The sequence below is a fragment of the Pseudomonas sp. 18173 genome (assembly GCF_050432945.1).
GTDB lineage: Bacteria > Pseudomonadota > Gammaproteobacteria > Pseudomonadales > Pseudomonadaceae > Aquipseudomonas.
Genome location: NZ_JBKFTN010000036.1, coordinates 19598 through 44404, shown reverse-complemented (window position 1 = coordinate 44404; position 24807 = coordinate 19598). Strand labels below are relative to the sequence as shown.

Genomic DNA, 24807 nt, shown 5'->3' with positions numbered 1-24807 from the left:
GGCGCGAGCCTGCTCGCGATCAGGCCGGCCAGCAGGCCGCCTCGCTTTGGCTTTTGCTTTGGTTTTTGATCTGCTTGCCCCCTCGAGAGGCCGAGCGCAGGTTCTGCGCAGTGGACAACCCGGCATGGATGCCGGGTTAGCCGCGTACGGCCATGGATGGCCGATCGCGGCGGGCCCACGGAGCAGGACCGGAGCGAGGGAATGCCGAGCCTTGGCGAGGCACCGAACGTCAGGGGCAAGAGCCCTTGGTTACTTGGGGCTCTTCCAAGTAACCCGCCGTAAGGGCGGAACCATAAGTTGCCGTTACCTGAATAACGGATTTGCCCACGATCAAAAAACCGCCAGGCACAAACAAAAACGGCCTCTATATAAGAGGCCGTTCCCGGTACAACTCAACACGCTACAGCAAGAAAACTCTTACTTGCGGTCTTCCAGCTTGGTGATGTCACGCGACTCGTAGCCGGTGTACAACTGGCGTGGACGGCCGATCTTGTACGGGCTGGAGAGCATTTCTTTCCAGTGGGAGATCCAGCCGACGGTCCGCGCCAGGGCGAAGATCACGGTGAACATGCTGGTTGGAATGCCGATCGCCTTGAGGATGATCCCCGAGTAGAAGTCGACGTTCGGGTACAGCGAGCGCTCGATGAAGTACGGGTCGGTCAGGGCGATCTCTTCCAGGCGCATGGCCAGTTCGAGTTGCGGATCGTTCTGGATGCCCAGTTCCTTCAACACTTCGTCGCAGGTCTGCTTCATTACTGTGGCGCGCGGGTCGCGGTTTTTGTAAACGCGGTGACCGAAGCCCATCAGTTTGAACGGGTCGTTCTTGTCCTTGGCCTTGGCGATGAACTTGTCGATGTTCGAAACATCGCCGATTTCATCGAGCATGGTCAGTACGGCTTCGTTTGCACCGCCGTGGGCAGGGCCCCACAGTGCAGCGATACCGGCGGCGATACAGGCGAACGGGTTGGCGCCCGAAGAGCCTGCCAGACGCACGGTGGACGTCGAGGCGTTCTGCTCGTGGTCGGCATGGAGGATGAAGATCCGGTCCATGGCCTTGGCGAGTACCGGGCTGATCGGTTTGATCTCGCACGGGGTGTTGAACATCATGTGCAGGAAGTTTTCCGCGTACGACAGGTCGTTGCGCGGGTACATCATGGGTTGGCCCATGGAGTACTTGTAAACCATCGCGGCCAGGGTCGGCATCTTGGCAACCAGGCGGATCGCGGAGATTTCGCGATGCTGCGGGTTATTGATGTCCAGGGAGTCGTGGTAGAACGCCGAAAGGGCGCCGACTACGCCGCACATGACGGCCATCGGGTGGGCGTCGCGACGGAAGCCGTTGAAGAAGGTCTTCAGCTGCTCGTGAACCATGGTGTGGTTCTTCACGGTGCTGACGAACTGGGCCTTCTGTTCTGCGGTCGGCAGTTCGCCGTTGAGCAGCAGATAGCAGGTTTCCAGGTAGTCCGACTTTTCAGCCAGCTGTTCGATCGGGTAGCCGCGGTGCAGCAGAATGCCGTTGTCGCCGTCGATATAGGTGATCTTCGACTCGCACGAGGCGGTCGACATGAAGCCTGGGTCAAAGGTGAAACGGCCCGTGGCCGTCAGGCCCCGAACATCGATAACATCGGGACCAACGGTGCCGGTTAAAATGGGCAGCTCGACGGGGGCTGCGCCCTCGATGATCAACTGCGCTTTTTTGTCAGCCATGTGGCCTCCTATTTATGCTTGAAATCATCAGACAGACCCCCCACGCAGGGCCCGCACCACTATAGTGAGATAAATTCGAATGTCAATTTGCCTAAAGTCTTGCTCCAGAAGGCTTTAACCGGACATTTTCCTCGAAATTGACTGCCATTTACGCCTTTTATGTCAGTTGCGCAATCCGCTGTTTGGGTTAGGTGTTTGCGTTGTCATTAGTAGCCTAACTGTCTATACTCGGCCACCGACCGCCAAGGGCTTTTGGGCTTGCTTTCATTGGGGGTCGCATCCCTGGGTGGTGGTTACCTGACCAGTGCACTCCCCAACAACTTTGCCCTGATTGTTAGGGGCTCTTCAGTGTGAAAAAAAAGCCGTGAAAAGCCAACGACCTGTAAACCTAGACCTAAGGACCATCAAACTCCCAGTCACTGCTTACACGTCCATTCTTCACCGTATTTCCGGTGTCATCCTCTTCGTGTGCCTTGCCATCATGCTTTACGCATGGGACAAGTCGCTGAGCTCCGAGGAAGGCTTCGGTCAGGTGAAAGCGTGTCTGACCAGTCCGCTAGCCAAGCTAGTGATTTGGGGCATCCTGTCCGCTCTGCTGTATCACCTGGTAGCCGGTGTGCGCCATTTGATCATGGACATGGGCATCGGCGAGACGCTGGAAGGCGGCAAGCTGGGCTCGAAAATCGTTATCGCCGTTTCCGTGGTGGTAATCGTTCTGGCAGGAGTTTGGATATGGTAACTAACGTCACGAACCTGTCGCGTTCGGGCCTCTATGACTGGATGGCGCAGCGCGTATCTGCGGTCGTTCTCGCGGCTTACTTCATTTTCCTGATCGGATACATCGTGGCCCATCCTGGCCTCGAGTACGCCCAGTGGCATGAACTGTTCGCCCATAACGGGATGCGTATCTTCAGCCTCCTGGCGCTTGTTGCCCTCGGCGCTCACGCCTGGGTCGGCATGTGGACCATCGCGACCGACTACCTGACGCCAATGGCGCTGGGCAAGTCCGCGACGGCTGTGCGTTTCCTTTTCCAGGCAGTATGCGGCGTTGCGATGTTCGCTTACTTCGTCTGGGGTGTGCAGATTCTCTGGGGTATCTGAGTCATGGCTAACATTCCAACGATTTCTTTCGACGCCATCATTATTGGTGGTGGCGGTGCCGGCATGCGCGCAGCGCTGCAACTGGCACAGGGCGGTCACAAGACTGCCGTGATCACCAAGGTTTTCCCGACCCGTTCGCACACTGTATCCGCCCAGGGCGGCATCACCTGCGCAATCGCGTCCGCCGACCCGAACGATGACTGGCGCTGGCACATGTACGATACCGTCAAGGGTTCCGACTACATCGGTGACCAGGACGCTATCGAATACATGTGTCAGGAAGGCCCGGCTGCCGTTTACGAGCTGGACCACATGGGCATGCCTTTCTCGCGTACCGAGCAGGGTCGTATCTACCAGCGTCCATTCGGCGGTCAGTCGAAGGATTACGGTAAAGGCGGGCAGGCTGCCCGTACTTGCGCCGCTTCCGACCGTACCGGTCACGCGCTGCTGCACACTCTTTATCAGGGCAACCTGAAAGCCGGTACCGTGTTCCTGAACGAGTACTACGCTGTCGATCTGGTGAAGAACCAGGAAGGCGAATTCGTCGGTGTGATCGCGATCTGCATCGAAACCGGCGAAACCACCTACATCCGCGCCAAGGCTACCGTGCTGGCGACTGGCGGTGCTGGCCGTATCTACGCTTCGACCACCAACGCCCTGATCAACACCGGTGACGGCGTCGGCATGGCTTTGCGTGCCGGTGTACCGGTGCAAGACATCGAAATGTGGCAGTTCCACCCGACCGGCATCGCCGGCGCCGGTGTACTGGTTACAGAAGGCTGCCGTGGTGAAGGTGGTTACCTGATCAACAAGCACGGCGAGCGTTTCATGGAGCGTTATGCTCCGAACGCCAAGGACCTTGCCGGTCGTGACGTTGTTGCCCGTTCGATGGTTAAAGAGATCATCGCCGGTAACGGTTGCGGTCCGAACGGCGACCACGTGATGCTCAAGCTCGACCACTTGGGCGAGGAAGTGCTGCACAGCCGTCTGCCAGGCATCTGCGAACTGTCGAAGACTTTCGCGCACGTTGACCCGGTTGTCGCTCCGGTTCCGGTTGTTCCGACTTGCCACTATATGATGGGCGGCGTTGCCACCAACATTCATGGCCAGGCGATCACCCAGGACGCCGAAGGCGTGGATCAGATCATTCCTGGTCTGTTCGCGGTAGGTGAAGTGGCTTGCGTATCGGTTCACGGTGCCAACCGTCTGGGCGGCAACTCGCTGCTCGACCTGGTGGTATTCGGCCGCGCTGCCGGCCTGCACCTGGAGAAGGCTCTGACCGACGGCATCGAATACGATGACGCTACCGAAGCCGATATCGAAGCTGCACTGTCGCGCTTGAACGCACTGAACAACCGTACCGACGGCGAAGACGTCGCTACCCTGCGTCGCGAGCTGCAAAGCTGCATGCAGAACTACTTCGGTGTATTCCGTACCGGCGAATACATGCAGAAGGGTATTGCCCAGCTGGCTGATCTGCGCAAGCGCATTGCCAACGTGAAGATCAACGATAAGTCGCAGGCGTTCAACACTGCACGTATCGAAGCGCTGGAACTGCAAAACCTGCTGGAAGTGGCCGAAGCTACCGCTATCGCCGCTGAAGTTCGCAAGGAGTCCCGTGGTGCTCACGCCCGTGAAGACTTCGAAGACCGTGACGACGAAAACTGGCTGTGCCACACCCTGTACTTCCCGGGTGACAAGCGCGTCACCAAGCGTGCCGTGAACTTCTCGCCGAAGACTGTTCCGACTTTCGAACCTAAAGTCCGGACTTATTAAGGGTGACCGCCATGTTGCAAGTCAGTGTTTATCGCTACAACCCTGATCAGGACGCTGCGCCGTTCATGCAGGAATTCCAGGTCGATACCGGTGGTAAAGACCTGATGGTGCTGGATGTACTGGCCCTGATCAAAGAGCAGGACGAAGGTTTCTCCTATCGTCGCTCTTGCCGTGAAGGTGTTTGCGGTTCCGACGGCATGAACATCAATGGCAAAAACGGCCTGGCGTGCATCACGCCGCTGTCCGCTGTCGTAAAAGGTAACAAGTTGATCGTTCGTCCTCTGCCAGGTTTGCCGGTTATCCGTGACCTGGTCGTCGATATGAGCATCTTCTACAAGCAATACGAGAAGGTTAAGCCATACCTGCAGAACGACACGCCGGCTCCGGCCATCGAGCGTCTGCAGTCCCCTGAAGAGCGTGAAAAGCTGGACGGTCTGTACGAGTGCATCCTGTGCGCTTGCTGCTCGACTTCCTGCCCGTCCTTCTGGTGGAACCCGGACAAGTTCCTGGGCCCGGCTGCCCTGCTGCAAGCGTACCGCTTCCTGGCAGACAGCCGTGACACCAAGACGTCCGAGCGTCTGGCTTCGCTGGATGACCCGTTCAGCGTATTCCGCTGCCGCGGGATCATGAACTGCGTCAACGTATGTCCGAAAGGCCTGAACCCGACTAAGGCCATCGGTCACATCCGTAACATGTTGCTCTCGAGCGGCGTGTGATTCAGCTGCTGTACCCGTAGAACCGCTGTACCCGTAGATGCTGCGGCGCAGGCTTCAACCGGCGCCGTAGTTTTAACCTGAGCAGCAGCTTAAAAGGCTGCGGCTCTTATTTTGAAGAAATGAGACAAGCAGGGGCATCCGGGCTGGTACCCGGACTATCAGTGTGATCCTAGTGGCTTGTTTTGGTCGCTGCATTCGGACTTCTGCAAGTTTGCTCGGTGTCGACACCGATGGTGTTCCCCTAACCGAGGGTGACCAAGCATGCAAGAAAGCGTGATGCAGCGCATGTGGAACAGTGCCTACCTATCCGGTAGTAACGCTGCCTATGTGGAAGAGCTTTACGAGCTCTACCTGCACGACCCTAACGCTGTGCCAGAAGAGTGGCGCACCTACTTCCAGAAGTTGCCTGCCGACGGCAACTCTGCCACCGATGTTTCGCACTCCACAATTCGCGATCATTTCGTCTTGCTGGCAAAGAACCAGCGCCGCGCCCAACCGGTTTCCGCCGGCAGCGTGAGCAGTGAGCACGAGAAGAAGCAAGTTGAAGTGCTGCGATTGATCCAGGCCTACCGTATGCGTGGCCACCAGGCAGCCCAGCTTGACCCGCTGGGACTGTGGCAGCGTCCTGCACCTGCAGACCTGTCGATCAATCATTACGGCTTGACCAATGCCGATCTTGATACGACCTTCCGTGCCGGCGACCTGTTCATCGGCAAAGAGGAAGCGAGCCTACGCGAAATTCACGAAGCGTTGCAGCAGACATATTGCCGCACCATCGGCGCTGAATTCACGCATATCACCGATTCCGAGCAGCGCCAGTGGTTCCAGCAGCGTCTGGAAAGCGTGCGCGGCCGTCCGACGTACTCGGCCGACATCAAGAGCCACCTGCTCGAGCGCGTGACCGCCGGCGAAGGCCTGGAAAAATACCTGGGCACCAAATACCCGGGCACCAAGCGTTTCGGTCTGGAAGGCGGCGAGAGCCTGATTCCGATGCTCGACGAGCTGATCCAGCGTTCCGGTTCCTACGGCACCAAGGAAATCGTCATCGGCATGGCCCACCGTGGCCGTCTGAACGTGCTGGTCAACACCTTCGGCAAGAACCCGCGCGAGCTGTTCGACGAGTTCGAAGGCAAGAAGAAGGTCGAGCTGGGTTCCGGTGACGTGAAATACCACCAGGGCTTCTCGTCCAACGTGATGACCACCGGCGGTGAAGTTCACCTGGCCATGGCGTTCAACCCGTCCCACCTGGAGATCGTATCCCCGGTGGTCGAGGGTTCGGTTCGCGCCCGTCAGGACCGTCGTAACGACCCGACCGGCGAGAAGGTTCTGCCGATCTCCATCCACGGTGACGCTGCATTCGCAGGTCAGGGCGTGGTCATGGAAACCTTCCAGATGTCGCAGACCCGCGGTTTCAAGACCGGCGGTACCGTGCACATCGTGATCAACAACCAGGTCGGTTTCACCATCAGCAACCCGCTGGACTCGCGTTCCACCGAGTACGCGACCGACGTTGCGAAAATGATCCAGGCGCCGATCCTCCATGTGAATGGTGATGATCCGGAAGCCGTGTTGTTCGTGACCCAGCTGGCCATCGACTACCGCATGCAGTTCAAGCGTGACGTGGTGATCGACCTGGTCTGCTACCGTCGTCGCGGCCACAACGAGGCCGACGAGCCAAGCGGCACCCAGCCTCTGATGTATCAGCAGATCACCAAGCAGCGCACCACCCGTGAGCTGTACGCCGATCGTCTGACTCAGGCCGGTGTGCTGGATGCAGAGCGCGTTCAGGCGAAAGTCGACGACTATCGCAACGCACTGGACAATGGTCTGCACGTAGTGAAAAGCCTGGTCAAGGAACCGAACAAAGAGTTGTTCGTGGATTGGCGTCCTTATCTGGGCCACGCCTGGACTGCGCGTCACGACACTCGCTTTGACCTCAAGACCTTGCAGGAACTGTCCGCCAAGCTGCTGGAAATCCCGGAAGGCTTCGTGGTTCAGCGCCAGGTTGCCAAGATCTACGAAGATCGTCAGAAGATGCAAGCCGGCGGCCTGCCGATCAACTGGGGTTACGCCGAAACCATGGCGTACGCGACCCTGGCGTTCGAAGGTCACCCGATCCGCATGACCGGCCAGGACATCGGCCGCGGTACGTTCTCGCACCGTCATGCTGTGTTGCACAACCAGAAAGACGCGGGCACCTACATCCCGCTGCAGAACCTGTACGACGGTCAGCCGCGTTTTGACCTGTACGACTCGTTCCTGTCCGAAGAAGCGGTATTGGCGTTCGAGTACGGTTACTCGACCACCACGCCGAATGCCCTGGTTATCTGGGAAGCCCAGTTCGGCGACTTCGCCAACGGCGCCCAGGTGGTTATCGACCAGTTCATCACCAGTGGCGAGCACAAGTGGGGCCGTCTGTGCGGTCTGACCATGCTGCTGCCGCACGGTTATGAAGGTCAGGGGCCGGAGCACTCCTCGGCTCGTCTGGAGCGTTACCTGCAGCTGTGCGCCGAGCACAACATTCAGGTGTGCATGCCGACGACGCCGGCTCAGATCTACCACTTGCTGCGCCGTCAGGTGATCCGCCCGCTGCGCAAGCCATTGGTAGTCCTGACTCCGAAGTCGCTGCTGCGCCACAAGCTGGCCATCTCGACGCTGGAAGATCTGGCCGAAGGTTCGTTCCAGACCGTGATCCCGGAAATCGATGCCCAGGACCCGAAAAAGGTCGAGCGCGTTGTTCTGTGTAGCGGCAAGGTCTACTACGACCTGCTGGAAAAACGCCGTGCCGAAGGTCGTGACGACATCGCCATCGTGCGTATCGAGCAGCTGTACCCATTCCCTGAGGACGACTTGAAAGAAGTCCTGGCTCCTTACACCAACGCCAAGCATGCCGTCTGGTGTCAGGAAGAGCCGATGAACCAGGGTGCGTGGTACTGCAGCCAACACCACTTGCGTCGCAGCATCAGCACCCTCAGCAAGTCTCTCGTACTCGAGTACGCGGGCCGTGAGGCTTCTGCTGCACCTGCATGTGGTTACGCATCGATGCACGCCGAACAGCAGGAAAAACTGCTGCAAGACGCCTTTACTGTTTAACGCCTTCGCGCACCTGAAACCGAATTTAAGGAACCACAGACAATGGCTATCGAGATCAAAGCCCCCACTTTCCCGGAATCGGTTGCCGATGGCACCGTTGCCACCTGGCACAAACAACCGGGCGACGCGGTCAAGCGCGACGAACTGATCGTCGACATCGAAACCGACAAAGTCGTGCTGGAAGTGCTGGCTACCGCTGACGGCGTGCTGGGCGCAATCGTCAAGAACGAAGGCGACACCGTTCTGTCCGACGAAGTCCTCGGCTCCATCGTTGAAGGCGGCGCTGCTGCCGCCGCTCCGGCTGCCGCTGCTGCTCCGGCCGCTGCTGCCGCAGCTCCGGCTGCCGGTGCTGACGAAGACGCTATCGCCGCTCCAGCCGCTCGCAAGCTGGCTGAAGAAAACGGCATCAACCTGGCTTCCGTCAAAGGCACTGGCAAAGACGGCCGCGTGACCAAGGAAGACGTGGTTGCCGCTGTCGAAGCCAAGAAAGCCGCTCCGGCTGCTGCGCCGAAGGCTGCTGCCCCGGCTGCCGCTGCTCCTGTGTTCGCCGCTGGCGACCGCATCGAGAAGCGCGTTCCGATGACCCGCGTTCGTGCCACCGTGGCCAAGCGTCTGGTTGAAGCCCAGTCGAACATGGCGATGCTGACCACTTTCAACGAAGTCGACATGACCGAAGTCATGGCGCTGCGTTCGAAGTACAAGGACCTGTTCGAGAAGTCCCACAACGGCGTACGCCTGGGCTTCATGTCGTTCTTCGTGAAAGCAGCCACCGAAGCGCTGAAACGCTTCCCGGCTGTCAATGCTTCGATCGACGGCGGCGACATCGTTTACCACGGCTACGCTGACGTCGGCGTTGCAGTTTCCAGCGATCGCGGCCTGGTTGTACCGGTTCTGCGTAACGCCGAACTGATGAGCCTGGCTGAAATCGAAGGCGGCATCGCCACCTTCGGCAAGAAAGCCCGCGACGGCAAACTGTCGATGGACGAAATGACCGGTGGTACTTTCACCATCACCAACGGCGGTACTTTCGGCTCGATGATGTCGACCCCGATCGTCAACCCGCCACAAGCAGCCATCCTGGGCATGCACAACATCATCCAGCGTCCTATGGCCATCAACGGTCAGGTCGTAATCCGTCCGATGATGTACCTGGCACTGTCCTACGATCACCGTCTGATCGATGGCAAAGAAGCTGTGACCTTCCTGGTGACCATCAAGAACCTGCTGGAAGATCCGGCTCGTCTGTTGCTGGATATCTGATAGAAGCAGCCATGAGCTGCAAGCCCGGGCTGTCGGAAAACCCGCTGCCTGGCTTGCCGCTCGCGGCTTGAAGCTTTTCGCTAAAGAGGATTTTTTGAATGTCGCAGAAATTTGACGTAGTAGTGATCGGTGCGGGCCCTGGCGGTTACGTCGCTGCCATCAAGGCCGCGCAGTTGGGTCTCTCCACTGCCTGCATCGAGAAGTACACCGACAAGGAAGGCAAACTGGCTCTGGGCGGTACCTGCCTGAACGTCGGCTGCATTCCATCCAAGGCCCTGCTGGACAGCTCGTGGAAATTCCACGAAGCCCAGGACGGTTTCGCGATCCACGGTATCAATCACGCTGGCGTGACCATGGACGTGCCAGCGATGGTCGGCCGTAAAGCCAACATCGTCAAAGGCCTGACCTCCGGCGTTGCGACCCTGTTCAAAGCCAACGGTGTGACCTCCATCCAGGGGCACGGCAAGCTGCTGGCCGGCAAGAAAGTCGAAGTCACCAAGCCAGACGGCTCGGTTGAAATCATCGAAGCCGAAAACGTCATCCTGGCTCCAGGTTCGCGTCCGATCGACATTCCGCCAGCTCCGGTTGACCAGAATGTGATCGTCGACTCCACCGGCGCCCTGGAATTCCAATCGGTACCCAAGCGCCTGGGCGTGATCGGCGCTGGCGTGATCGGTCTGGAACTGGGTTCGGTCTGGTCGCGTCTGGGTGCAGAAGTGACTGTCCTGGAAGCCCTGGACACCTTCCTGATGGCAGCGGACACCGCTGTTTCCAAGGAAGCGCTGAAAACCCTGACCAAGCAAGGTCTGGACATCAAGCTGGGCGCTCGCGTAACCGGTTCCAAAGTGAACGGCGACGAAGTCGTGGTGAACTACACCGATGCCAAGGGCGAACAGAACATCACTTTCGACAAGCTGATCGTAGCCGTTGGTCGCCGTCCGGTGACCACTGATCTGCTGGCTGCCGACTGCGGCGTGACCCTGGACGAGCGCGGTTTCGTGCACGTTGACGATCACTGCGCTACCACCGTACCGGGCGTCTACGCCATCGGCGACGTGGTTCGCGGCATGATGCTGGCGCACAAGGCCTCGGAAGAGGGCATCATGGTTGTCGAGCGCATCAAGGGCCACAAGGCCCAGATGAACTATGATCTTATTCCTTCGGTTATTTATACTCACCCGGAAATCGCATGGGTCGGTAAAACCGAGCAGGCCTTGAAAGCTGAAGGCGTTGAAGTTAACGTCGGCACCTTTCCGTTCGCAGCCTCTGGCCGTGCCATGGCTGCCAACGATACCGGTGGTTTCGTCAAGGTCATCGCAGATGCCAAGACAGACCGCGTTCTGGGCGTCCACGTGATTGGCCCAAGCGCCGCAGAACTGGTTCAGCAGGGCGCGATCGGTATGGAATTCGGCACCAGCGCTGAAGACCTGGGCATGATGGTTTTCTCCCATCCGACCCTGTCTGAAGCCTTGCACGAAGCTGCTTTGGCAGTGAATGGCGGCGCCATCCACATCGCCAACCGCAAGAAGCGTTAAGACAATAAGAAACCACGGCGGAATGGCCCGTCGTGAGCCTTGCATGCAAGACTCACCGCGGAATATCCGCTGGACGCAGTCTTGCATAGCTGCACCGGGTATCCGGAAAGGCTATGCAAGCAGCAGTCACAGGTGGTGCGGCACTTGAATGAGTGCAGCACCGAATGCGCAGTACCTAACGAAGACGGTAATAAGCATGAATCTTCACGAGTATCAGGGTAAGCAGCTGTTCGCTGAATACGGCCTGCCAGTTTCCACCGGTTACGCGGTAGACACCCCGGAAGCAGCAGCAGAAGCTTGCGACAAAATCGGCGGCAGCGAGTGGGTTGTCAAAGCCCAGGTCCACGCCGGTGGTCGCGGTAAAGCGGGCGGCGTCAAGCTGGTTCGCAACAAAGAAGACGCCAAAGCCTTCGCACAGCAGTGGCTGGGCAAGCGTCTGGTGACTTACCAGACTGACGCCAACGGTCAGCCAGTCACCAAGATCCTGGTTGAATCGTGCACTGATATCGCTAAAGAGCTGTACCTGGGCGCTGTCGTTGACCGTTCGAGCCGTCGTATCGTGTTCATGGCTTCCACCGAAGGTGGCGTGGACATCGAGAAAATCGCTCACGACACTCCAGAAAAAATTCTGAAAGCCACTATCGACCCACTGGTTGGCGCTCAGCCATTCCAGGGTCGCGAGCTGGCATTCCAGCTGGGTCTGGAAGGCAAGCAAGTTGCCCAGTTCGCCAAGATCTTCGTAGGTCTGGCCAAACTGTTCCAGGATCACGATCTGGCCCTGCTGGAAGTGAACCCGCTGGTGATCAAGGCTGACGGCGATCTGCACTGCCTGGACGCCAAGATCAACATCGACGCCAACGCCATGTACCGTCAGCCTAAGCTGAAGACTTTCCACGATCCGTCGCAAGACGATCCGCGCGAAGCGCACGCTGCCAAGTTCGAACTGAACTACGTAGCGCTGGAAGGCAACATCGGTTGCATGGTCAACGGTGCTGGCCTGGCCATGGGTACCATGGACATCGTCAACCTGCATGGCGGCAAGCCAGCCAACTTCCTCGACGTGGGCGGCGGCGCTACCAAAGAACGCGTTACCGAAGCGTTCAAGATCATCCTGTCCGACACTAACGTCGCTGCAGTACTGGTCAACATCTTCGGCGGCATCGTTCGTTGCGACATGATTGCCGAAGGCATCATCGGTGCAGTGAAAGAAGTCGGCGTGAAAATCCCGGTTGTTGTTCGCCTTGAAGGCAACAACGCTGAGCTGGGCGCTAAAGTACTGGCAGAAAGCGGTTTGAACATCATCGCTGCTACCAGCCTGACCGACGCTGCTCAACAAGTTGTCAAAGCTGCGGAGGGCAAATAATGAGCGTCCTGATCAATAAAGACACCAAAGTTATCTGCCAGGGTATTACCGGTTCGCAAGGTAGTTTCCACACCCAGCAAGCCATCGAGTACGGCACCAAGATGGTTGGTGGTGTAACTCCAGGCAAAGGCGGCACCGAGCACCTGGGCCTGCCAGTGTTCAACACCGTGAAAGACGCTGTAGCTGCCACTGGCGCCACCGCCAGCGTGATCTACGTTCCGGCTCCTTTCTGCAAGGACTCGATCCTGGAAGCTGCCTTCGGCGGCATCAAGCTGATCGTGTGCATCACCGAAGGCATTCCTACCCTGGACATGCTGGACGCTAAAGTTAAGTGCGACGAGCTGGGTGTTACCCTGATCGGCCCTAACTGCCCAGGCGTGATCACCCCAGGCGAATGCAAGATCGGCATCATGCCAGGTCACATTCACTTGCCAGGCAAGGTCGGTATCGTTTCCCGTTCCGGCACCCTGACCTACGAAGCTGTGAAGCAGACCACTGACGCCGGTTTCGGTCAGTCGACTTGCGTCGGCATCGGTGGTGACCCGATCCCGGGTTCGAACTTCATCGACATCCTGAAGCTGTTCCAGGAAGACCCGAAGACCGAAGCGATCGTGATGATCGGTGAGATCGGCGGTTCGGCTGAAGAAGAAGCGGCTGCCTACATCAAGGCACACGTGACCAAGCCGGTTGTTTCCTACATCGCTGGTGTGACTGCTCCTCCGGGCAAGCGCATGGGCCATGCTGGCGCAATCATCTCTGGCGGCAAAGGCACTGCAGACGAGAAATTCGCTGCTCTGCAAGACGCAGGCGTGAAAACCGTGCGTTCGCTGGCAGACATCGGCAAGGCCCTGGCCGAGCTGACTGGTTGGGCTGTCAAGTAAGCCTCGTGCTTGACTGACGCTTTACCAAACAAAGGCCACCTTCGGGTGGCCTTTGTCGTTTCCGGGATTTGTGTTGGCGGTACCGGCCTCTTCGCGAGCAAGCCCGCTCCCACAGGTTTTGCGGGGTAGTCCAAATCTATGGACGCAACAAATCCTTGTGGGAGCGGGCTTGCTCGCGAAGACGGACTTACAGACACCAACCATTTATATGCATAAACGCGACACGAAAATGTCGTAGATCGGAATGTTCGCCCTCTAACAGTGCGTTTGTCGGCCAAATTCGTTAGGCTACGCGCCATTTTTGCGTCCGCGGCCCACAAGGCGGCAACGCGCTAAAAGGGTTGGTCTTATACGGACTGACAGCATTTCCCTCACCCATAGGGAAATCCCTCTCTAAATTCCGATTCAGTAGTGTGGTATTTCCTTAATGAAAGTGTTGAAAGGCCAGGACATCCTGGCGCTTGGTTTTATGACGTTTGCCCTGTTCGTCGGGGCTGGCAACATCATCTTCCCGCCTATCGTCGGTTTGCAGTCCGGGCCTAATGTCTGGATGGCGGCGCTGGGCTTCCTGGTCACCGCGGTCGGACTGCCGGTGATCACCGTTGTGGCCCTGGCCAAGGTCGGTGGCGCAATGGATGCGTTGAGCAGCCCGATCGGTAAAGTCGCCGGCGGCCTGTTGGCGGCGGCGTGCTACCTGGCCGTAGGTCCGCTGTTCGCCACGCCACGTACCGCGACGGTATCGTTCGAAGTGGGCCTGGCGCCGCTGACCGGCGAGAGCCCGCTGGCGTTGTTCCTGTACAGCTCGGTGTACTTCCTGCTGGTGTTCTTCATCTCGCTGTATCCGGGCCGTTTGCTGGATACCGTAGGGCGCTTCCTCGCTCCGCTGAAGATCATCGCCCTGGCGGTGCTGGGCATTGCCGCATTCGCCCTGCCGGCCGGTGACATTGGCCAGGCGACGCCGGAATACGTGGCCGCACCGTTTTCCCAAGGCTTCATCAATGGTTACCTGACCATGGATACCCTGGGCGCCCTGGTGTTCGGCATCGTCATCGTCAACGCCATCCGCTCCCGCGGCGTCGAGTCGCCAGCACTGATCACCCGCTATGCGATCATTGCCGGCCTGATTGCCGGTGTGGGCCTGGCGCTGGTGTATGTCAGCCTGTTCCGTCTCGGTTCGGGCAGCCATGAAGTGGCTGCAGGCGCGACCAATGGCGCGGCGGTATTGCATGCTTACGTGCAGCACACCTTCGGTTCGCTGGGCAGTGGTTTCCTCGCCGTGTTAATTTCGCTGGCGTGCCTGGTGACCGCGGTCGGCCTGACCTGTGCCTGCGCCGAGTACTTCAGCCGCGTGTTGCCGCTGTCCTACAAGACGCTGGTCATCATCCTTGCGGCATTCTCCCTGCTGGTGTCCAACCTGGGCCTGACCAAGCTGATTGCGTTCTCGATCCCGGTGCTGACCGCGATCTACCCGCCGTGCATCGCCCTGGTGGCCCTGAGCTTCTGCAAGGACTTCTGGCACGAGCAGGGGCGCATTGTCGGCCCGGTCATGCTGGTATCGTTCATCTTTGGCCTGATCGACGCCCTGAAGGGCGCCGGTCTGGCGGACTGGATGCCGACCCAGATGTCCCACTTGCCGCTGAGCGAGCAGGGGCTGGCGTGGCTGGTGCCGTCGGTAATGACTCTGGTGGTCGCCGTGGTTTGCGATCGCCTGCTGGGCAAGCGCGCCGAGGCCTTGGCTTAAGTCGCTTCACGGCCCGCCACAAGCGGGTCTTGAGCAGCAACGGAAATGCCCCGTATCAATCGATACGGGGCATTTTTTTATCCGGGGATGCGGTGCCTTTTTCATTGAGTTAACGTCGAAAGACTGCCAAGACCTGATGTGGAAGCGAGCCGGCTCGCTCCCACAAGGTTCGGTGTTCCGGCCATAACATCACAAGGACCCGCATGTCGTTCATCCAAGCCAACCTGATCCACATTCTTGCCGCCGTCTGGTTCGTTACCTGTTGGGGCGGGTACACCCGCTATGCCACCTGGAAAGGCCGTGACACCGCGTGCCTGGCCAGCGTGCTGCACCTGTACCGTGAAGACTGGATGCGCCGCATGCTGTTGCGTGACAACCGCATCGCCGATGCCAGCGTGATCGGCAATCTGGAGCGCAATGCGTCGTTCTTCGCCTCCAGTACGCTGATTATCCTGGCCGGCATTCTCACCGTGTTGGGGGCTTCGGAGCGCGCGGTATCCTTGCTGGCGGATATCCCGATGGTGCAACAGGCGTCCCAGGGCATGTCGGAAATCAAGTTGCTGTGCCTGGCGCTGGTGTTTGTCTATGCGTTCTTCACGTTCAGCTGGTGCATGCGCCAATACAACTTTGCGGCGGTACTGGTGGGTTCGGCGCCGATGGTCGGCGAGCGCCATGTGTCGGAGCAAGAGCGCAAGGCATTCGCTTCCCGCTCGGCCCGCGTCATCTCCATGGCCGCCAACCAGTTCAACTTCGGGCTGCGTTCCTACTACTTCGGCATGACCATGCTGGCCTGGTTTGTCAGCCCATGGTTATTCATGTTGATGAGTGCCGGCGTCGTGTTTGTGTTGTACCGCCGCGAGTTTCATTCCGACGTTCTTGACGTGATGGTCTATACCCCTACAGAGGCGCCATTGCCGGAGGTGATCAAAGAGGCTGCTTGATGAGTATTCCATTGTGGTGCGTGTTTATCAGTGCGGTGTTGATTTACCTGGCGCGAATCCCCGTTACCAGCGCCATGAAAGAGCAGGGCGGCTACGATAACCACTTGCCGCGCCAACAACAGATGCAACTCACAGGCCTGGGCGCCCGGGCAGTAGCCGCGCATCAGAATAGTTTCGAAGCCTTCATGTTGTTCGCGGTGGGTGTGTTGATGGCGCATACCACGCAGACGGCGGGATGGCTGATCGACTGTCTGGCGATCATCTTTGTGGCCTCGCGGGTTATTTACCTGGTGTGTTACTGGAAGGACCTGGCCTGGCAGCGCAGTATGGTTTGGCTGGTGGGATTAATCTGTTCGCTGTTGTTGATGATTAGTCCGACTTTTCGAACGCTTTTACTCTAACCGCTTTTTTGAAGACAAAAGAAAACCCGCACTTGGCGGGTTTTCTTTTATCGCGCTAAAAACCGGATTAGTTCTTAGGCGCTTCCGGAGCAGCCGGAGTGGCTGGAGCAGCCTCTTTTGCCGCTTCGGCGTTCGATTGAGCCTGATCTTTGGCGGCTTCGGCGTTTTCTTTCGCCGCGTCGTTCACTTTATCCTGAGCTTCGTTCATTTTTTGCTGGGCTTGCTCAGCATGTTGATTAGCATCTTGAGCTTTGTCCTCGGATTTTTTATCGCAGGCAGCGAGACCGAGGGAAGCGGTCAACATCAAGGCAATAGCTAAAGTCTTACGCATGGGGTGTTTCTCCTGATGAAAAGCATCTACTGGCCTTAAGAACCCACGCATCAGGGTTAAGTTCCTTAATTCTTTCAGATATATAAGTTTGTTCTAGTGCGGAACTTTTAGCCGAACCTCCACCGTTCAGTACGAACATCAACAAGAGTTTTTATAAAATGGCTGAAAACCCCGTTTTTGAGCGTGCGACGCGCTTTCTGTCGGCGCTGCGACATTGTCAGGTACTTGGACTAAGCGTGCACAGCGCCAGCAGCGAAGGACTGACGATAGTGCTGCCATATAGCCCGCAGATCGTCGGCAATCCCGAAACCGGCGTGATTCATGGCGGGGCGCTGACTTCGCTGATGGACACGGCCTGTGGCATGGCGACACTCTGCGTGCTCCCGGAGTTCGAAGTCTGCCCGACCCTCGACCTGCGCATCGACTACATGCACGCCGCCGAGCCGCATAAGGATGTCTACGGCTTTGCCCAGTGTTATCGGGTGACCACCGACGTGATTTTTGCCCGTGGTTTCGCCTATCAGGATGACCCCGGGCAACCCATTGCCCATGTGGTAGGCACTTTCATGCGCATGGGCAAGGGCATCAAGGGTACCAAGGGCTTTGGTGGCGTGGTTGCCGGAGGTGCGCAATGAGCGAGTCTCTGAAGGACCGATTGCAAAAGGCCCACGAGCAGGGCGATTACGCCTCGCTGCTGGATCTGATTCCTTATGCGCGGCTGATTGGCGTCGAATGCTCAAGGGTGGGCGATGAGTTGCTGTTCAAGCTGCCAGCGAACAAGGACAACATTGGTAACCCTTTGTTGCCGGCAATTCATGGCGGTGTGATCGCCGGTTTCATGGAGCTGGCCGCGGCGCTGCACCTGCTGGTGTTTACCGGCACGCCCGGGGTGCCGAAGATCATCGACTTCTCCCTGGATTACCTGCGTGCCGGGCAATTTCGCGATACCTGGGCCCGATGCCAGGTTTGCCGCCAGGGTCGCCGGGTTGCCAACGTGGCGATTACCGCCTGGCAAAGCACCGAGGCTGAACCCATTGCCACGGCCCGCGCACATTTCAAACTCGAGGAGCCCTTGAAATCCTGAACTCAGCCCCCAACTCTGAGGACAACCCGCCGCCGACCCTCAAGGTCGCGGCTTATGCCATCTGATTGGAGTTTGATGACCATGAGTGTGGAAACTCAAAAGGAAACCCTGGGCTTCCAGACCGAGGTAAAGCAGCTGCTGCACCTCATGATCCATTCGCTGTATTCCAACAAGGAAATTTTCCTTCGCGAATTGATCTCGAACGCCTCTGACGCTGTCGACAAATTACGTTTCGAAGCCCTGGCCAAGCCAGAGCTGCTGGAAGGTGGCGCCGAACTGAAAATCCGCGTGAGCTTCGACAAGGACGCTAAAACCGTCACCCTCGAAGACAATGGCATTGGCATGAGCCGCGAAGACGCGATCACCCACCTGGGTACCATCGCCAAGTCCGGCACCGCCGATTTCATGAAGCACCTGACCGGCGACCAGAAGAAAGATTCGCACCTGATCGGCCAGTTCGGTGTCGGTTTCTACTCCGCATTCATCGTCGCCGACAAAGTCGATGTGTTCAGCCGTCGTGCCGGCAGCGCCGCCAGCGAAGGCGTGCACTGGTCGTCCAAGGGCGAAGGTGACTTTGAAGTCGCGACCATCGACAAGGCTGAGCGCGGCACTCGCATCGTCCTGCACCTGAAGTCCGGTGAAGACGAGTTCGCCGATGGCTGGCGCCTGCGCAACATCATCAAGAAGTACTCCGACCACATCGCCTTGCCGATCGAGCTGCCGAAAGAAGTGGCCGCTGCCGAAGGTGAAGAGAAACCGGCCGTCGAGTGGGAAACCGTCAACCGTGCCAGCGCCCTGTGGACCCGTCCGCGTACCGAGATCAAGGACGAGGAATACCAGGAGTTCTACAAGCACATCGCCCACGATTTCGAAAACCCGCTGAGCTGGAGCCACAACAAGGTCGAAGGCAAGCTGGAGTACAGCTCGTTGCTGTACGTGCCGAGCCGTGCACCGTTTGACCTGTACCAGCGTGAAGCGCCGAAGGGCCTGAAACTGTACGTGCAGCGCGTGTTCGTCATGGATCAGGCCGAGTCCTTCCTGCCGCTGTACCTGCGCTTCATCAAAGGCGTGGTCGATTCCAACGACCTGTCGCTGAACGTGTCGCGGGAAATCCTGCAGAAAGACCCGATCATCGATTCGATGAAGTCGGCGCTGACCAAGCGTGTTCTGGACATGCTGGAAAAACTGGCGAAGAACGAGCCTGAGCAATACAAGGGCTTCTGGAAAAACTTCGGTCAGGTCATGAAAGAAGGCCCGGCAGAAGATTTCGCCAACAAGGAAAAAATCGCCGGTCTGCTGCGTTTCGCATCGACCAGTGGCGACGATGGCGAACAGGTTGTCGGCCTGGCCGAGTACCTGGCGCGCGCCAAGGAAGGTCAGGACAAGATTTACTACCTGACCGGCGAAACCTACGCGCAGGTCAAGAACAGCCCGCACCTGGAAGTCTTCCGCAAGAAAGGCATCGAAGTGCTGCTGTTGACCGACCGCATCGACGAGTGGCTGATGAGCTACCTCAGCGACTTCGACGGCAAGAGCTTCGTCGACGTGGCACGCGGTGACCTGGACCTGGGCAACCTGGACTCCGAAGAGGACAAGAAGGCCGCGGAAGAAGTCGCCAAGTCCAAAGAAGGTCTGGTCGAGCGTTTGAAGGCTGCATTGGGCGAGTCCGTTGCCGAAGTGCGGGTTTCCCACCGCCTGACCGACTCCCCGGCGATCCTGGCCATCGGCGAGCAGGACCTGGGCCTGCAGATGCGTCAAATCCTCGAGGCCAGCGGCCAGAAGGTTCCGGATTCGAAGCCTATTTTCGAATTCAACCCGGCTCACCCGCTGATCGAGAAGCTCGACAACGAGCAGAGCGACGAGCGCTTCGGCGACCTGTCGCACATCCTCTTCGATCAGGCGGCCCTGGCGGCCGGTGACAGCTTGAAAGACCCGGCGGCTTATGTGCGTCGCCTGAACAAGCTGTTGGTCGAGCTATCGGCTTAACTGCGTTGTATAAAAACCCGCTTCGGCGGGTTTTTTCATTCCGGTGCTAAAACATTAGGAGTCAGAAATGAGCCAAATCACTGTACGTTCCGTTGCCTATCAGATCGATGGCCAATCCTACGAAAGCCGCCTGGCCTTTGATGCCGACCACAAAGGCCCGCGCCCGGGCTTGTTGATGGCGCCGAACTGGATGGGTGTCAGTGCCGGTGCCGAAGAGATCGCCAAGTCGGTGGCCGCCAAGGGCTACGTGGTGCTGATTGCGGACCTTTACGGCCAGTCGGTTCGTCCAGCGAACAACGATGAGGCGGGCGCGGCGATGATGCCGTTGAAGAACGACCGCGCATTGCTGCGCAAGCGTATGCAGGTGGCGTTCGAGCAGCTGCAAAAGCAGGGCGAGGCGGCGGTCGATACGTCGAAACTGGCGACCTATGGTTTCTGCTTCGGCGGCTGCTGCGCCCTGGAGTTCGCCCGTACTGGCGCGCCGGTGAAGGCGGCTGTGTCGTTCCACGGCACCCTCGATACTCCGGACGTCAACGATGCGAAAAACATCAAGGGCAAGGTCCTGGTGCTGCACGGTGCCTCCGATCCACTGGTGCCGAAGGAGCAGTTGCCTGCGTTCGAAGATGAAATGAATGCGGCTGGTGTGGACTGGCAATTGCTGAGCTACGGTGGTGCGTTCCACTCATTCACCGACCCGCACGCCAAGGTGCCGGGCATGATGATGTATGACGCGAAGATCGCCGCGCGGGCGTTCACGTCGATGCATAACCTGCTGGATGAAGTGTTCAAGGGCTGATCATGATTTGGTCGGTGTGAGTGCCGGCCTCTTCGCGAGCAAGCCCGCTCCCACATTGGAATGCGGTTCCTCTGTGGGAGCGGGCTTGCTCGCGAAAGCGGCATCACGGGCAGCGAAAACTCTAAGGCAGTTCGATCCGCTCAACTTCCCCAGGCACCGTCGGCCAGTCCCCAGCCGCCCAGCGCCGGCGCGCTTCATCGATCGCCGCCGGATCGCTCGCGACAAAATTCCAGTTGATCCGTCGCGGTCCGTCCAGTGGCGCTCCACCAAACAGTACGGCATGACAGTCGCTCCCGGCGAACAGGGTCATCTCTTCCCCGGCCGGCAGCACCACTAGCGTGTAGGGCTCCAGCAGTTCGCCCTCCAGTTGCACCTCGCCGCTCAACACATACAGCGCACGTTCTTCATGCTCGGTGGGGATCAGCAGCGTTGTCGCCGTTTGCAGGTGCAGTTCCGCGTACAGCGTAGGAGAAAGCACCGGCACCGGTGATTCCAGGCAAAAGCCTGACCCGGCGATCATGCGAATCTTCACCCCCAGGTTTTCGCTGACCGGCAATGTGGACGCAGGATGGTGGCTGTAATGCCCGGGGCCCTGTTCCTTGTCTTTGGGCGAAGCCAGCCAGATCTGCAAGCCGTGCATCGTGAAGCCGCTTTCTTTCAAGGCCTCGGGCGTGCGTTCCACGTGGGCGATGGCGCTGCCGGCGGTCATCCAGCTGACATCGCCGGCATCGACAACCTGATCGGAACCGAGGCTGTCCTTGTGCTGGATCTGCCCCTGGAACAAGTAGGTGAGGGTGGACAGGCCAATGTGCGGATGCTGGCGAATGTTCATGCCTTTGCCCGGCGGATAACGGGTTTCCAGCATGTGATCAAAAAACACGAATGGCCCGACGCTGCGGCACTTGGCGGATGGCAGCGGGCGGAGAATCGGCTGGCCTTCGACATCTTCGGTGCGGGGGCGAATCACGAGCGGAGTGTTCATGGTGCTTTCCAGGCTGGGCGGGTGATGCGGTCGAGCATAACCCGCTTGCGCAGCCCTTGCCGCTATTGGCTGAACGCACCTTCGGACAAATGCGTTTCGATGCTGACTTCAGTCGTGGTCATCAGTTTGTGGATCGGGCAGCGATCGGCCACGCGGTGCAGTTCTTCGCGCTGGTCGTCGGTGAGCACGCCCTTGAGGGTCAGTTTGACGTGCAGCGCGTACTTGCCTTTCTGTTCCAGGCTGTTGTCGCGCTTGACCTCGACGCCGACCCCGGTCAACGGAATGCCTTTCTTCTTCGCATACAGCTTCAGGGTCAGGGCTTTGCAGGTGCCCAGTGCGGCATCGAAATAATCGTGCGGTTCCGGTGCCGAGCCTTCACCTCCCGCCGTGACGGGTACGTCGGCGAAGAGTTCATGGTCATCGATTTGTACACTGTGGCGAAAACCTTCGGCAGAAACGGTGTTGACAGTAACAGTCATGGGAAACCTCGCAAGCGACAGGACATTTATTCGATCAAAAAGACCTTGAAGGTATAGAGCATGGTGCCGGATGTGCGTTCCGGTTTTCTTGTACAGGAGGGGCTTTTTCGCTGAATCGTTACCGTAGCAGTAATGGTGTTTTGATATCACTTTTTCGTCTTACGCAAATTTTCAACAGTCCGATACCGTCTAAAGAACCAGCTGCCCGATGCAGCGCTTTTGGAAGGAACCAGGGGAATGAGTATCAGAAGTCTCAATATTGCGCCACGCGCGAGTCTCGGTTTTGGCCTGTTGGCGTTGATGGTTTTTGGCTTGGGGGCGTTCGCTCTGCTGCAAATGTCGAATATGCGGGCGCAGTCCGATCAGGTCGATGACAACTGGCTGCCCAGTGTGATGGCGGTTGGTGATATGAGTCAGGACATGTTGCGGCTGCGGGCGCTGACCATGCGTTTGCTGATCAATCGCGAGCCGCAGGCGCAGGCGCAGAACGTCAGCAAAATCAACGATCTCAAAAGTGTTCTCGACGGGGCCAAGCAACGTTATGACCAGTTGATCACGCTGCCGCAAGAGCGCGTGTTGTTCGATCGCTTCAAGGCTGCCGAAGGCAAATACCTGCAGTTTCAGAGCCAGGTAATGGCCGACGCTACCCAGGGACGGGTGGAAGAGGCGGCGGCCATTCTCAATGGCGAGATGAATCCGCTGGCCGATGAGATCACGGTCGCACTCAGGGAGCTGGTCGAACTCAACAAGCACAACGCCAATCTGGCGACCGAAGCGGGACGCCAGGTGTTCAACCAGTCGCGGGTCTGGGTCGGGGGGATGATTGGTGTGACCGCGCTGATCACCATTGGCATGGCATTGCTGTTGACACGCAGTATCGTGTTGCCGCTGTCACAGTCGTTGAAAGTGGCCGAGGTGGTCGCCGGCGGCGATCTGACTGCCGCAATCAGCATTACCGGCAAGGATGAGCCTGCGCGGTTGCTGCACGCGCTCAAGAGCATGCAGCAGAGTTTGCGTGAAACCATCCAGCGTATATCCGATTCATCCAGTCAATTGGCCTCGGCTTCGGAGGAGCTCAGTAGCGTTACGGAAGACGCCACCCGCGGCCTGCATCAACAGAGCCTGGAGATCGAGCAGGCGGCCACGGCGGTCAACCAGATGACCGCCGCCGTGGAGGAGGTGGCGAGCAATGCTGCCGCGACGTCGCAGGCCTCGCGCGAGTCCGACCGCATTGCGCAGCATGGTCGTGAACAAGTGCACCAGACAGTGCTGTCGATCGAGTCGCTGGCTGAAGATGTCACCACCAACGTCACTCAGGTCGAAGACCTGGCGCAGAAGGTGTATGGCATCACTACAGTGCTGGACGTGATTCGCGCGATTGCCGAGCAGACCAATCTGCTGGCCTTGAATGCGGCGATCGAAGCCGCGCGAGCCGGGGAAGCCGGGCGCGGGTTTGCGGTAGTGGCCGATGAGGTGCGGGCCCTGGCGCATCGCACCCAGCAATCGACCCGGGAAATCGAGCAGATGATTACCGGTATCCAGCAGGGCACCGATCTGGCTGTCAGCTCCATGCAGCAGAGCAACACCCGGGCGCGCTCGACGCTGGAGGCAGCGAAAGCGGCGGGCGTTGCCCTGGAAGATATTGCCTCGGCATTCACGGTGATCAATGAGCGCAACATCGTGATTGCCAGTGCCTCGGAAGAGCAGGCGGCGGTGGCGCGGGAAGTGGACCGCAATTTGATGAATATCCGCGACCTGGCGCAACAGAGTTCGGCTGGAGCGAACCAGACCAGCGCGGCGAGTCAGGAGTTGTCGCGGTTGGCGGTAGACCTGAATACGCTGGTGGCGCGGTTTTCGGTCTGAATGACAGGCGAAAAAAAGCCCCGCGTTTGCGGGGCTTTTCGTTTCGGTCCGGATCAGCTGCCTTTGACAGCCTTGCCGTTGACCGTGCCGTCCAGGAGCATGATGTTGTACTCCTTGCCGTCGGTCTCGACCTGTTGCAGGCGCACCAGCAGGTAATCCCAGTCCTTGGCGAACCACATCACGGTGATGCGTTTGTTTTGTGTCGGGTCGCGTACTCGTTCAACCTTGATCGCATCGATCTTGCCGGCCTTGGTGTCGACCTTTTCAGCGCCCAGCACGCGGAAGTCATAGGTATCGACTTCATTACCGTCGACCACCTGATAGCTCATGCTTTTCTTGCCTGCGGCAACGTCTTGCTGCAAGGCCAGCTGGTAGGTGGATTTGTCGAGCATGCCGCGGTTCAGCGTTACCTTGACCGCATCGCCGCGATCGGTGCCGGTGATCACTTTGGTGTTCCAGTCGAAATCCAGATCCGATTTCTTGGCCTTGCCCAAACCGCCGCGTTCGAAGTGGTACGACTGCGGTAGCAGGGTGTCCTTGTCCGGGGTCAGGGTGCTTTCTTCGGTCAGGCTGGCGATCATCATCGAAGCCTTGAAGCTGAGCTTCCAGGCGCCGTTGGCTTCCTTGGTCAGGCTGCGCTCGGCAGTGCCGCTCATGGGCAGCTGTTTCCAGTCGGCGGTGTAGCTGGCGGAGAAGGGTTGAAGGTCTGCCGCCTGGGCGAAGGGCAAGGCGAGCAGAGCGCAAGCGAAGAGCAGGGCGCGACGCATAAAA

22 protein-coding genes are annotated in these 24807 nt (G+C 58.7%); 17 read left to right on the top strand and 5 right to left on the bottom strand.

The genetic code is table 11. From position 1 onward, the window contains the following. Nucleotides 1–417: 417 nt before the first annotated feature. Nucleotides 418–1707 carry a citrate synthase gene (gltA, locus tag ACLD1X_RS27385; protein WP_007977501.1) on the bottom strand — a complete coding sequence of 430 codons (1290 nt, stop codon included), beginning with the start codon at nt 1705–1707 and terminating at the stop codon, nt 418–420. 364 nt (nt 1708–2071) lie between these two features. Here gltA and sdhC point away from each other — a divergent pair, with 364 nt between their 5' ends. The 12 genes from sdhC to ACLD1X_RS27325 all read left to right on the top strand — a co-directional run bounded on the left by sdhC (nt 2072) and on the right by ACLD1X_RS27325 (nt 16515). Then, nucleotides 2072–2446, top strand: coding sequence for a succinate dehydrogenase, cytochrome b556 subunit (sdhC, locus tag ACLD1X_RS27380; RefSeq protein WP_043302324.1), 375 nt, complete (start codon nt 2072–2074; stop codon nt 2444–2446). After that, nucleotides 2440–2808, top strand: a complete 369-nt coding sequence (sdhD, locus tag ACLD1X_RS27375; protein WP_008017858.1) for a succinate dehydrogenase, hydrophobic membrane anchor protein — start codon at nt 2440–2442, stop codon at nt 2806–2808. Before sdhC ends, sdhD begins: the two co-directional genes overlap by 7 nt. A gap of 3 nt (nt 2809–2811) precedes the next feature. Then, nucleotides 2812–4584, top strand: a complete 1773-nt coding sequence (gene sdhA, locus ACLD1X_RS27370; protein WP_429373148.1) for a succinate dehydrogenase flavoprotein subunit — start codon at nt 2812–2814, stop codon at nt 4582–4584. An 11-nt stretch (nt 4585–4595) separates the two neighbouring features. Continuing rightward, nucleotides 4596–5300, top strand: coding sequence for a succinate dehydrogenase iron-sulfur subunit (locus ACLD1X_RS27365; RefSeq protein ID WP_003223007.1), 705 nt, complete (start codon nt 4596–4598; stop codon nt 5298–5300). A gap of 261 nt (nt 5301–5561) precedes the next feature. Next, on the top strand, nt 5562–8393 hold the full coding sequence (locus tag ACLD1X_RS27360; RefSeq protein WP_429373145.1) for a 2-oxoglutarate dehydrogenase E1 component: 2832 nt from the start codon (nt 5562–5564) through the stop codon (nt 8391–8393). 42 nt (nt 8394–8435) lie between these two features. After that, the gene (odhB, locus tag ACLD1X_RS27355) at nt 8436–9653 is read left to right on the top strand and encodes a 2-oxoglutarate dehydrogenase complex dihydrolipoyllysine-residue succinyltransferase (RefSeq protein ID WP_429373143.1); all 1218 of its coding nucleotides are present in this window, start codon (nt 8436–8438) and stop codon (nt 9651–9653) included. A gap of 98 nt (nt 9654–9751) precedes the next feature. Continuing rightward, the gene (lpdA, locus tag ACLD1X_RS27350) at nt 9752–11188 is read left to right on the top strand and encodes a dihydrolipoyl dehydrogenase (protein ID WP_007998079.1); all 1437 of its coding nucleotides are present in this window, start codon (nt 9752–9754) and stop codon (nt 11186–11188) included. Between the two features lie 196 nt (nt 11189–11384). Then, nucleotides 11385–12551, top strand: a complete 1167-nt coding sequence (sucC, locus tag ACLD1X_RS27345) for an ADP-forming succinate--CoA ligase subunit beta (protein WP_003223015.1) — start codon at nt 11385–11387, stop codon at nt 12549–12551. Continuing rightward, complete coding sequence (gene sucD / locus ACLD1X_RS27340; protein ID WP_003223019.1) at nt 12551–13432, top strand: succinate--CoA ligase subunit alpha; 882 nt, start codon at nt 12551–12553, stop codon at nt 13430–13432. The genes sucC and sucD overlap by 1 nt, the downstream gene beginning before the upstream one ends. Before the next feature lie 427 nt (nt 13433–13859). Continuing rightward, a complete protein-coding gene (gene brnQ, locus ACLD1X_RS27335; protein WP_429373140.1) occupies nt 13860–15173 on the top strand; it encodes a branched-chain amino acid transport system II carrier protein in 1314 nt (437 codons plus the stop codon). Nucleotides 15174–15376: 203 nt separating this feature from the next. Beyond that, nucleotides 15377–16114, top strand: coding sequence for a DUF599 domain-containing protein (locus ACLD1X_RS27330; protein ID WP_429373138.1), 738 nt, complete (start codon nt 15377–15379; stop codon nt 16112–16114). Beyond that, entirely contained in the window at nt 16114–16515 is a 402-nt protein-coding gene (locus ACLD1X_RS27325) for an MAPEG family protein (RefSeq protein ID WP_429373136.1), read from the top strand. The genes ACLD1X_RS27330 and ACLD1X_RS27325 overlap by 1 nt, the downstream gene beginning before the upstream one ends. A 67-nt stretch (nt 16516–16582) precedes the next feature. On the opposite strand, the gene ACLD1X_RS27320 is transcribed toward ACLD1X_RS27325, so the two are convergent. Further along, nucleotides 16583–16846 (bottom strand): hypothetical protein, encoded by a 264-nt coding sequence (locus ACLD1X_RS27320; RefSeq protein WP_429373134.1) that lies wholly within the window; start codon nt 16844–16846, stop codon nt 16583–16585. A 158-nt stretch (nt 16847–17004) separates the two neighbouring features. Here ACLD1X_RS27320 and ACLD1X_RS27315 point away from each other — a divergent pair, with 158 nt between their 5' ends. From ACLD1X_RS27315 to ACLD1X_RS27300, 4 genes are all read left to right on the top strand, one after another. Next, nucleotides 17005–17481, top strand: a complete 477-nt coding sequence (locus ACLD1X_RS27315; RefSeq protein WP_429373132.1) for a PaaI family thioesterase — start codon at nt 17005–17007, stop codon at nt 17479–17481. Then, nucleotides 17478–17930: a PaaI family thioesterase gene (locus ACLD1X_RS27310; RefSeq protein ID WP_429373130.1), complete on the top strand. Its 453-nt coding sequence runs from the start codon at nt 17478–17480 to the stop codon at nt 17928–17930. Before ACLD1X_RS27315 ends, ACLD1X_RS27310 begins: the two co-directional genes overlap by 4 nt. An 81-nt stretch (nt 17931–18011) precedes the next feature. Beyond that, on the top strand, nt 18012–19916 hold the full coding sequence (gene htpG / locus ACLD1X_RS27305; protein WP_429373128.1) for a molecular chaperone HtpG: 1905 nt from the start codon (nt 18012–18014) through the stop codon (nt 19914–19916). Between the two features lie 67 nt (nt 19917–19983). After that, nucleotides 19984–20712 carry a dienelactone hydrolase family protein gene (locus tag ACLD1X_RS27300; protein WP_429373126.1) on the top strand — a complete coding sequence of 243 codons (729 nt, stop codon included), beginning with the start codon at nt 19984–19986 and terminating at the stop codon, nt 20710–20712. A gap of 121 nt (nt 20713–20833) precedes the next feature. On the opposite strand, the gene ACLD1X_RS27295 is transcribed toward ACLD1X_RS27300, so the two are convergent. Further along, nucleotides 20834–21694 carry a pirin family protein gene (locus ACLD1X_RS27295; RefSeq protein WP_429373124.1) on the bottom strand — a complete coding sequence of 287 codons (861 nt, stop codon included), beginning with the start codon at nt 21692–21694 and terminating at the stop codon, nt 20834–20836. Between the two features lie 62 nt (nt 21695–21756). Beyond that, nucleotides 21757–22173, bottom strand: coding sequence for an OsmC family protein (locus tag ACLD1X_RS27290; RefSeq protein WP_429373122.1), 417 nt, complete (start codon nt 22171–22173; stop codon nt 21757–21759). 237 nt (nt 22174–22410) lie between these two features. Between ACLD1X_RS27290 and ACLD1X_RS27285 the strand changes: the two genes are divergently transcribed. After that, complete coding sequence (locus tag ACLD1X_RS27285) at nt 22411–24036, top strand: methyl-accepting chemotaxis protein (RefSeq protein WP_429373120.1); 1626 nt, start codon at nt 22411–22413, stop codon at nt 24034–24036. 53 nt (nt 24037–24089) lie between these two features. Here the strand turns inward: ACLD1X_RS27285 and ACLD1X_RS27280 are convergent, their stop codons facing one another. Continuing rightward, nucleotides 24090–24803, bottom strand: a complete 714-nt coding sequence (locus ACLD1X_RS27280) for a DUF3108 domain-containing protein (RefSeq protein ID WP_429373118.1) — start codon at nt 24801–24803, stop codon at nt 24090–24092. Nucleotides 24804–24807 lie beyond the last annotated feature (4 nt).

Bases quoted from the DNA above. Each gene is read 5' to 3' on its own strand.
- ACLD1X_RS27285 (WP_429373120.1), top strand. From the start codon at position 22,411: ATGAGTATCAGAAGTCTCAATATTGCGCCACGCGCGAGTCTCGGTTTT.
- sdhA (WP_429373148.1), top strand. From the start codon at position 2,812: ATGGCTAACATTCCAACGATTTCTTTCGACGCCATCATTATTGGTGGT.
- ACLD1X_RS27290 (WP_429373122.1), bottom strand. From the start codon at position 22,173: ATGACTGTTACTGTCAACACCGTTTCTGCCGAAGGTTTTCGCCACAGT.
- ACLD1X_RS27310 (WP_429373130.1), top strand. From the start codon at position 17,478: ATGAGCGAGTCTCTGAAGGACCGATTGCAAAAGGCCCACGAGCAGGGC.
- sucC (WP_003223015.1), top strand. From the start codon at position 11,385: ATGAATCTTCACGAGTATCAGGGTAAGCAGCTGTTCGCTGAATACGGC.
- ACLD1X_RS27280 (WP_429373118.1), bottom strand. From the start codon at position 24,803: ATGCGTCGCGCCCTGCTCTTCGCTTGCGCTCTGCTCGCCTTGCCCTTC.
- ACLD1X_RS27315 (WP_429373132.1), top strand. From the start codon at position 17,005: ATGGCTGAAAACCCCGTTTTTGAGCGTGCGACGCGCTTTCTGTCGGCG.
- brnQ (WP_429373140.1), top strand. From the start codon at position 13,860: ATGAAAGTGTTGAAAGGCCAGGACATCCTGGCGCTTGGTTTTATGACG.
- ACLD1X_RS27360 (WP_429373145.1), top strand. From the start codon at position 5,562: ATGCAAGAAAGCGTGATGCAGCGCATGTGGAACAGTGCCTACCTATCC.
- odhB (WP_429373143.1), top strand. From the start codon at position 8,436: ATGGCTATCGAGATCAAAGCCCCCACTTTCCCGGAATCGGTTGCCGAT.
- sdhD (WP_008017858.1), top strand. From the start codon at position 2,440: ATGGTAACTAACGTCACGAACCTGTCGCGTTCGGGCCTCTATGACTGG.
- ACLD1X_RS27300 (WP_429373126.1), top strand. From the start codon at position 19,984: ATGAGCCAAATCACTGTACGTTCCGTTGCCTATCAGATCGATGGCCAA.
- lpdA (WP_007998079.1), top strand. From the start codon at position 9,752: ATGTCGCAGAAATTTGACGTAGTAGTGATCGGTGCGGGCCCTGGCGGT.
- ACLD1X_RS27365 (WP_003223007.1), top strand. From the start codon at position 4,596: ATGTTGCAAGTCAGTGTTTATCGCTACAACCCTGATCAGGACGCTGCG.
- sucD (WP_003223019.1), top strand. From the start codon at position 12,551: ATGAGCGTCCTGATCAATAAAGACACCAAAGTTATCTGCCAGGGTATT.
- ACLD1X_RS27295 (WP_429373124.1), bottom strand. From the start codon at position 21,694: ATGAACACTCCGCTCGTGATTCGCCCCCGCACCGAAGATGTCGAAGGC.
- ACLD1X_RS27325 (WP_429373136.1), top strand. From the start codon at position 16,114: ATGAGTATTCCATTGTGGTGCGTGTTTATCAGTGCGGTGTTGATTTAC.
- gltA (WP_007977501.1), bottom strand. From the start codon at position 1,707: ATGGCTGACAAAAAAGCGCAGTTGATCATCGAGGGCGCAGCCCCCGTC.
- ACLD1X_RS27330 (WP_429373138.1), top strand. From the start codon at position 15,377: ATGTCGTTCATCCAAGCCAACCTGATCCACATTCTTGCCGCCGTCTGG.
- htpG (WP_429373128.1), top strand. From the start codon at position 18,012: ATGAGTGTGGAAACTCAAAAGGAAACCCTGGGCTTCCAGACCGAGGTA.
- ACLD1X_RS27320 (WP_429373134.1), bottom strand. From the start codon at position 16,846: ATGCGTAAGACTTTAGCTATTGCCTTGATGTTGACCGCTTCCCTCGGT.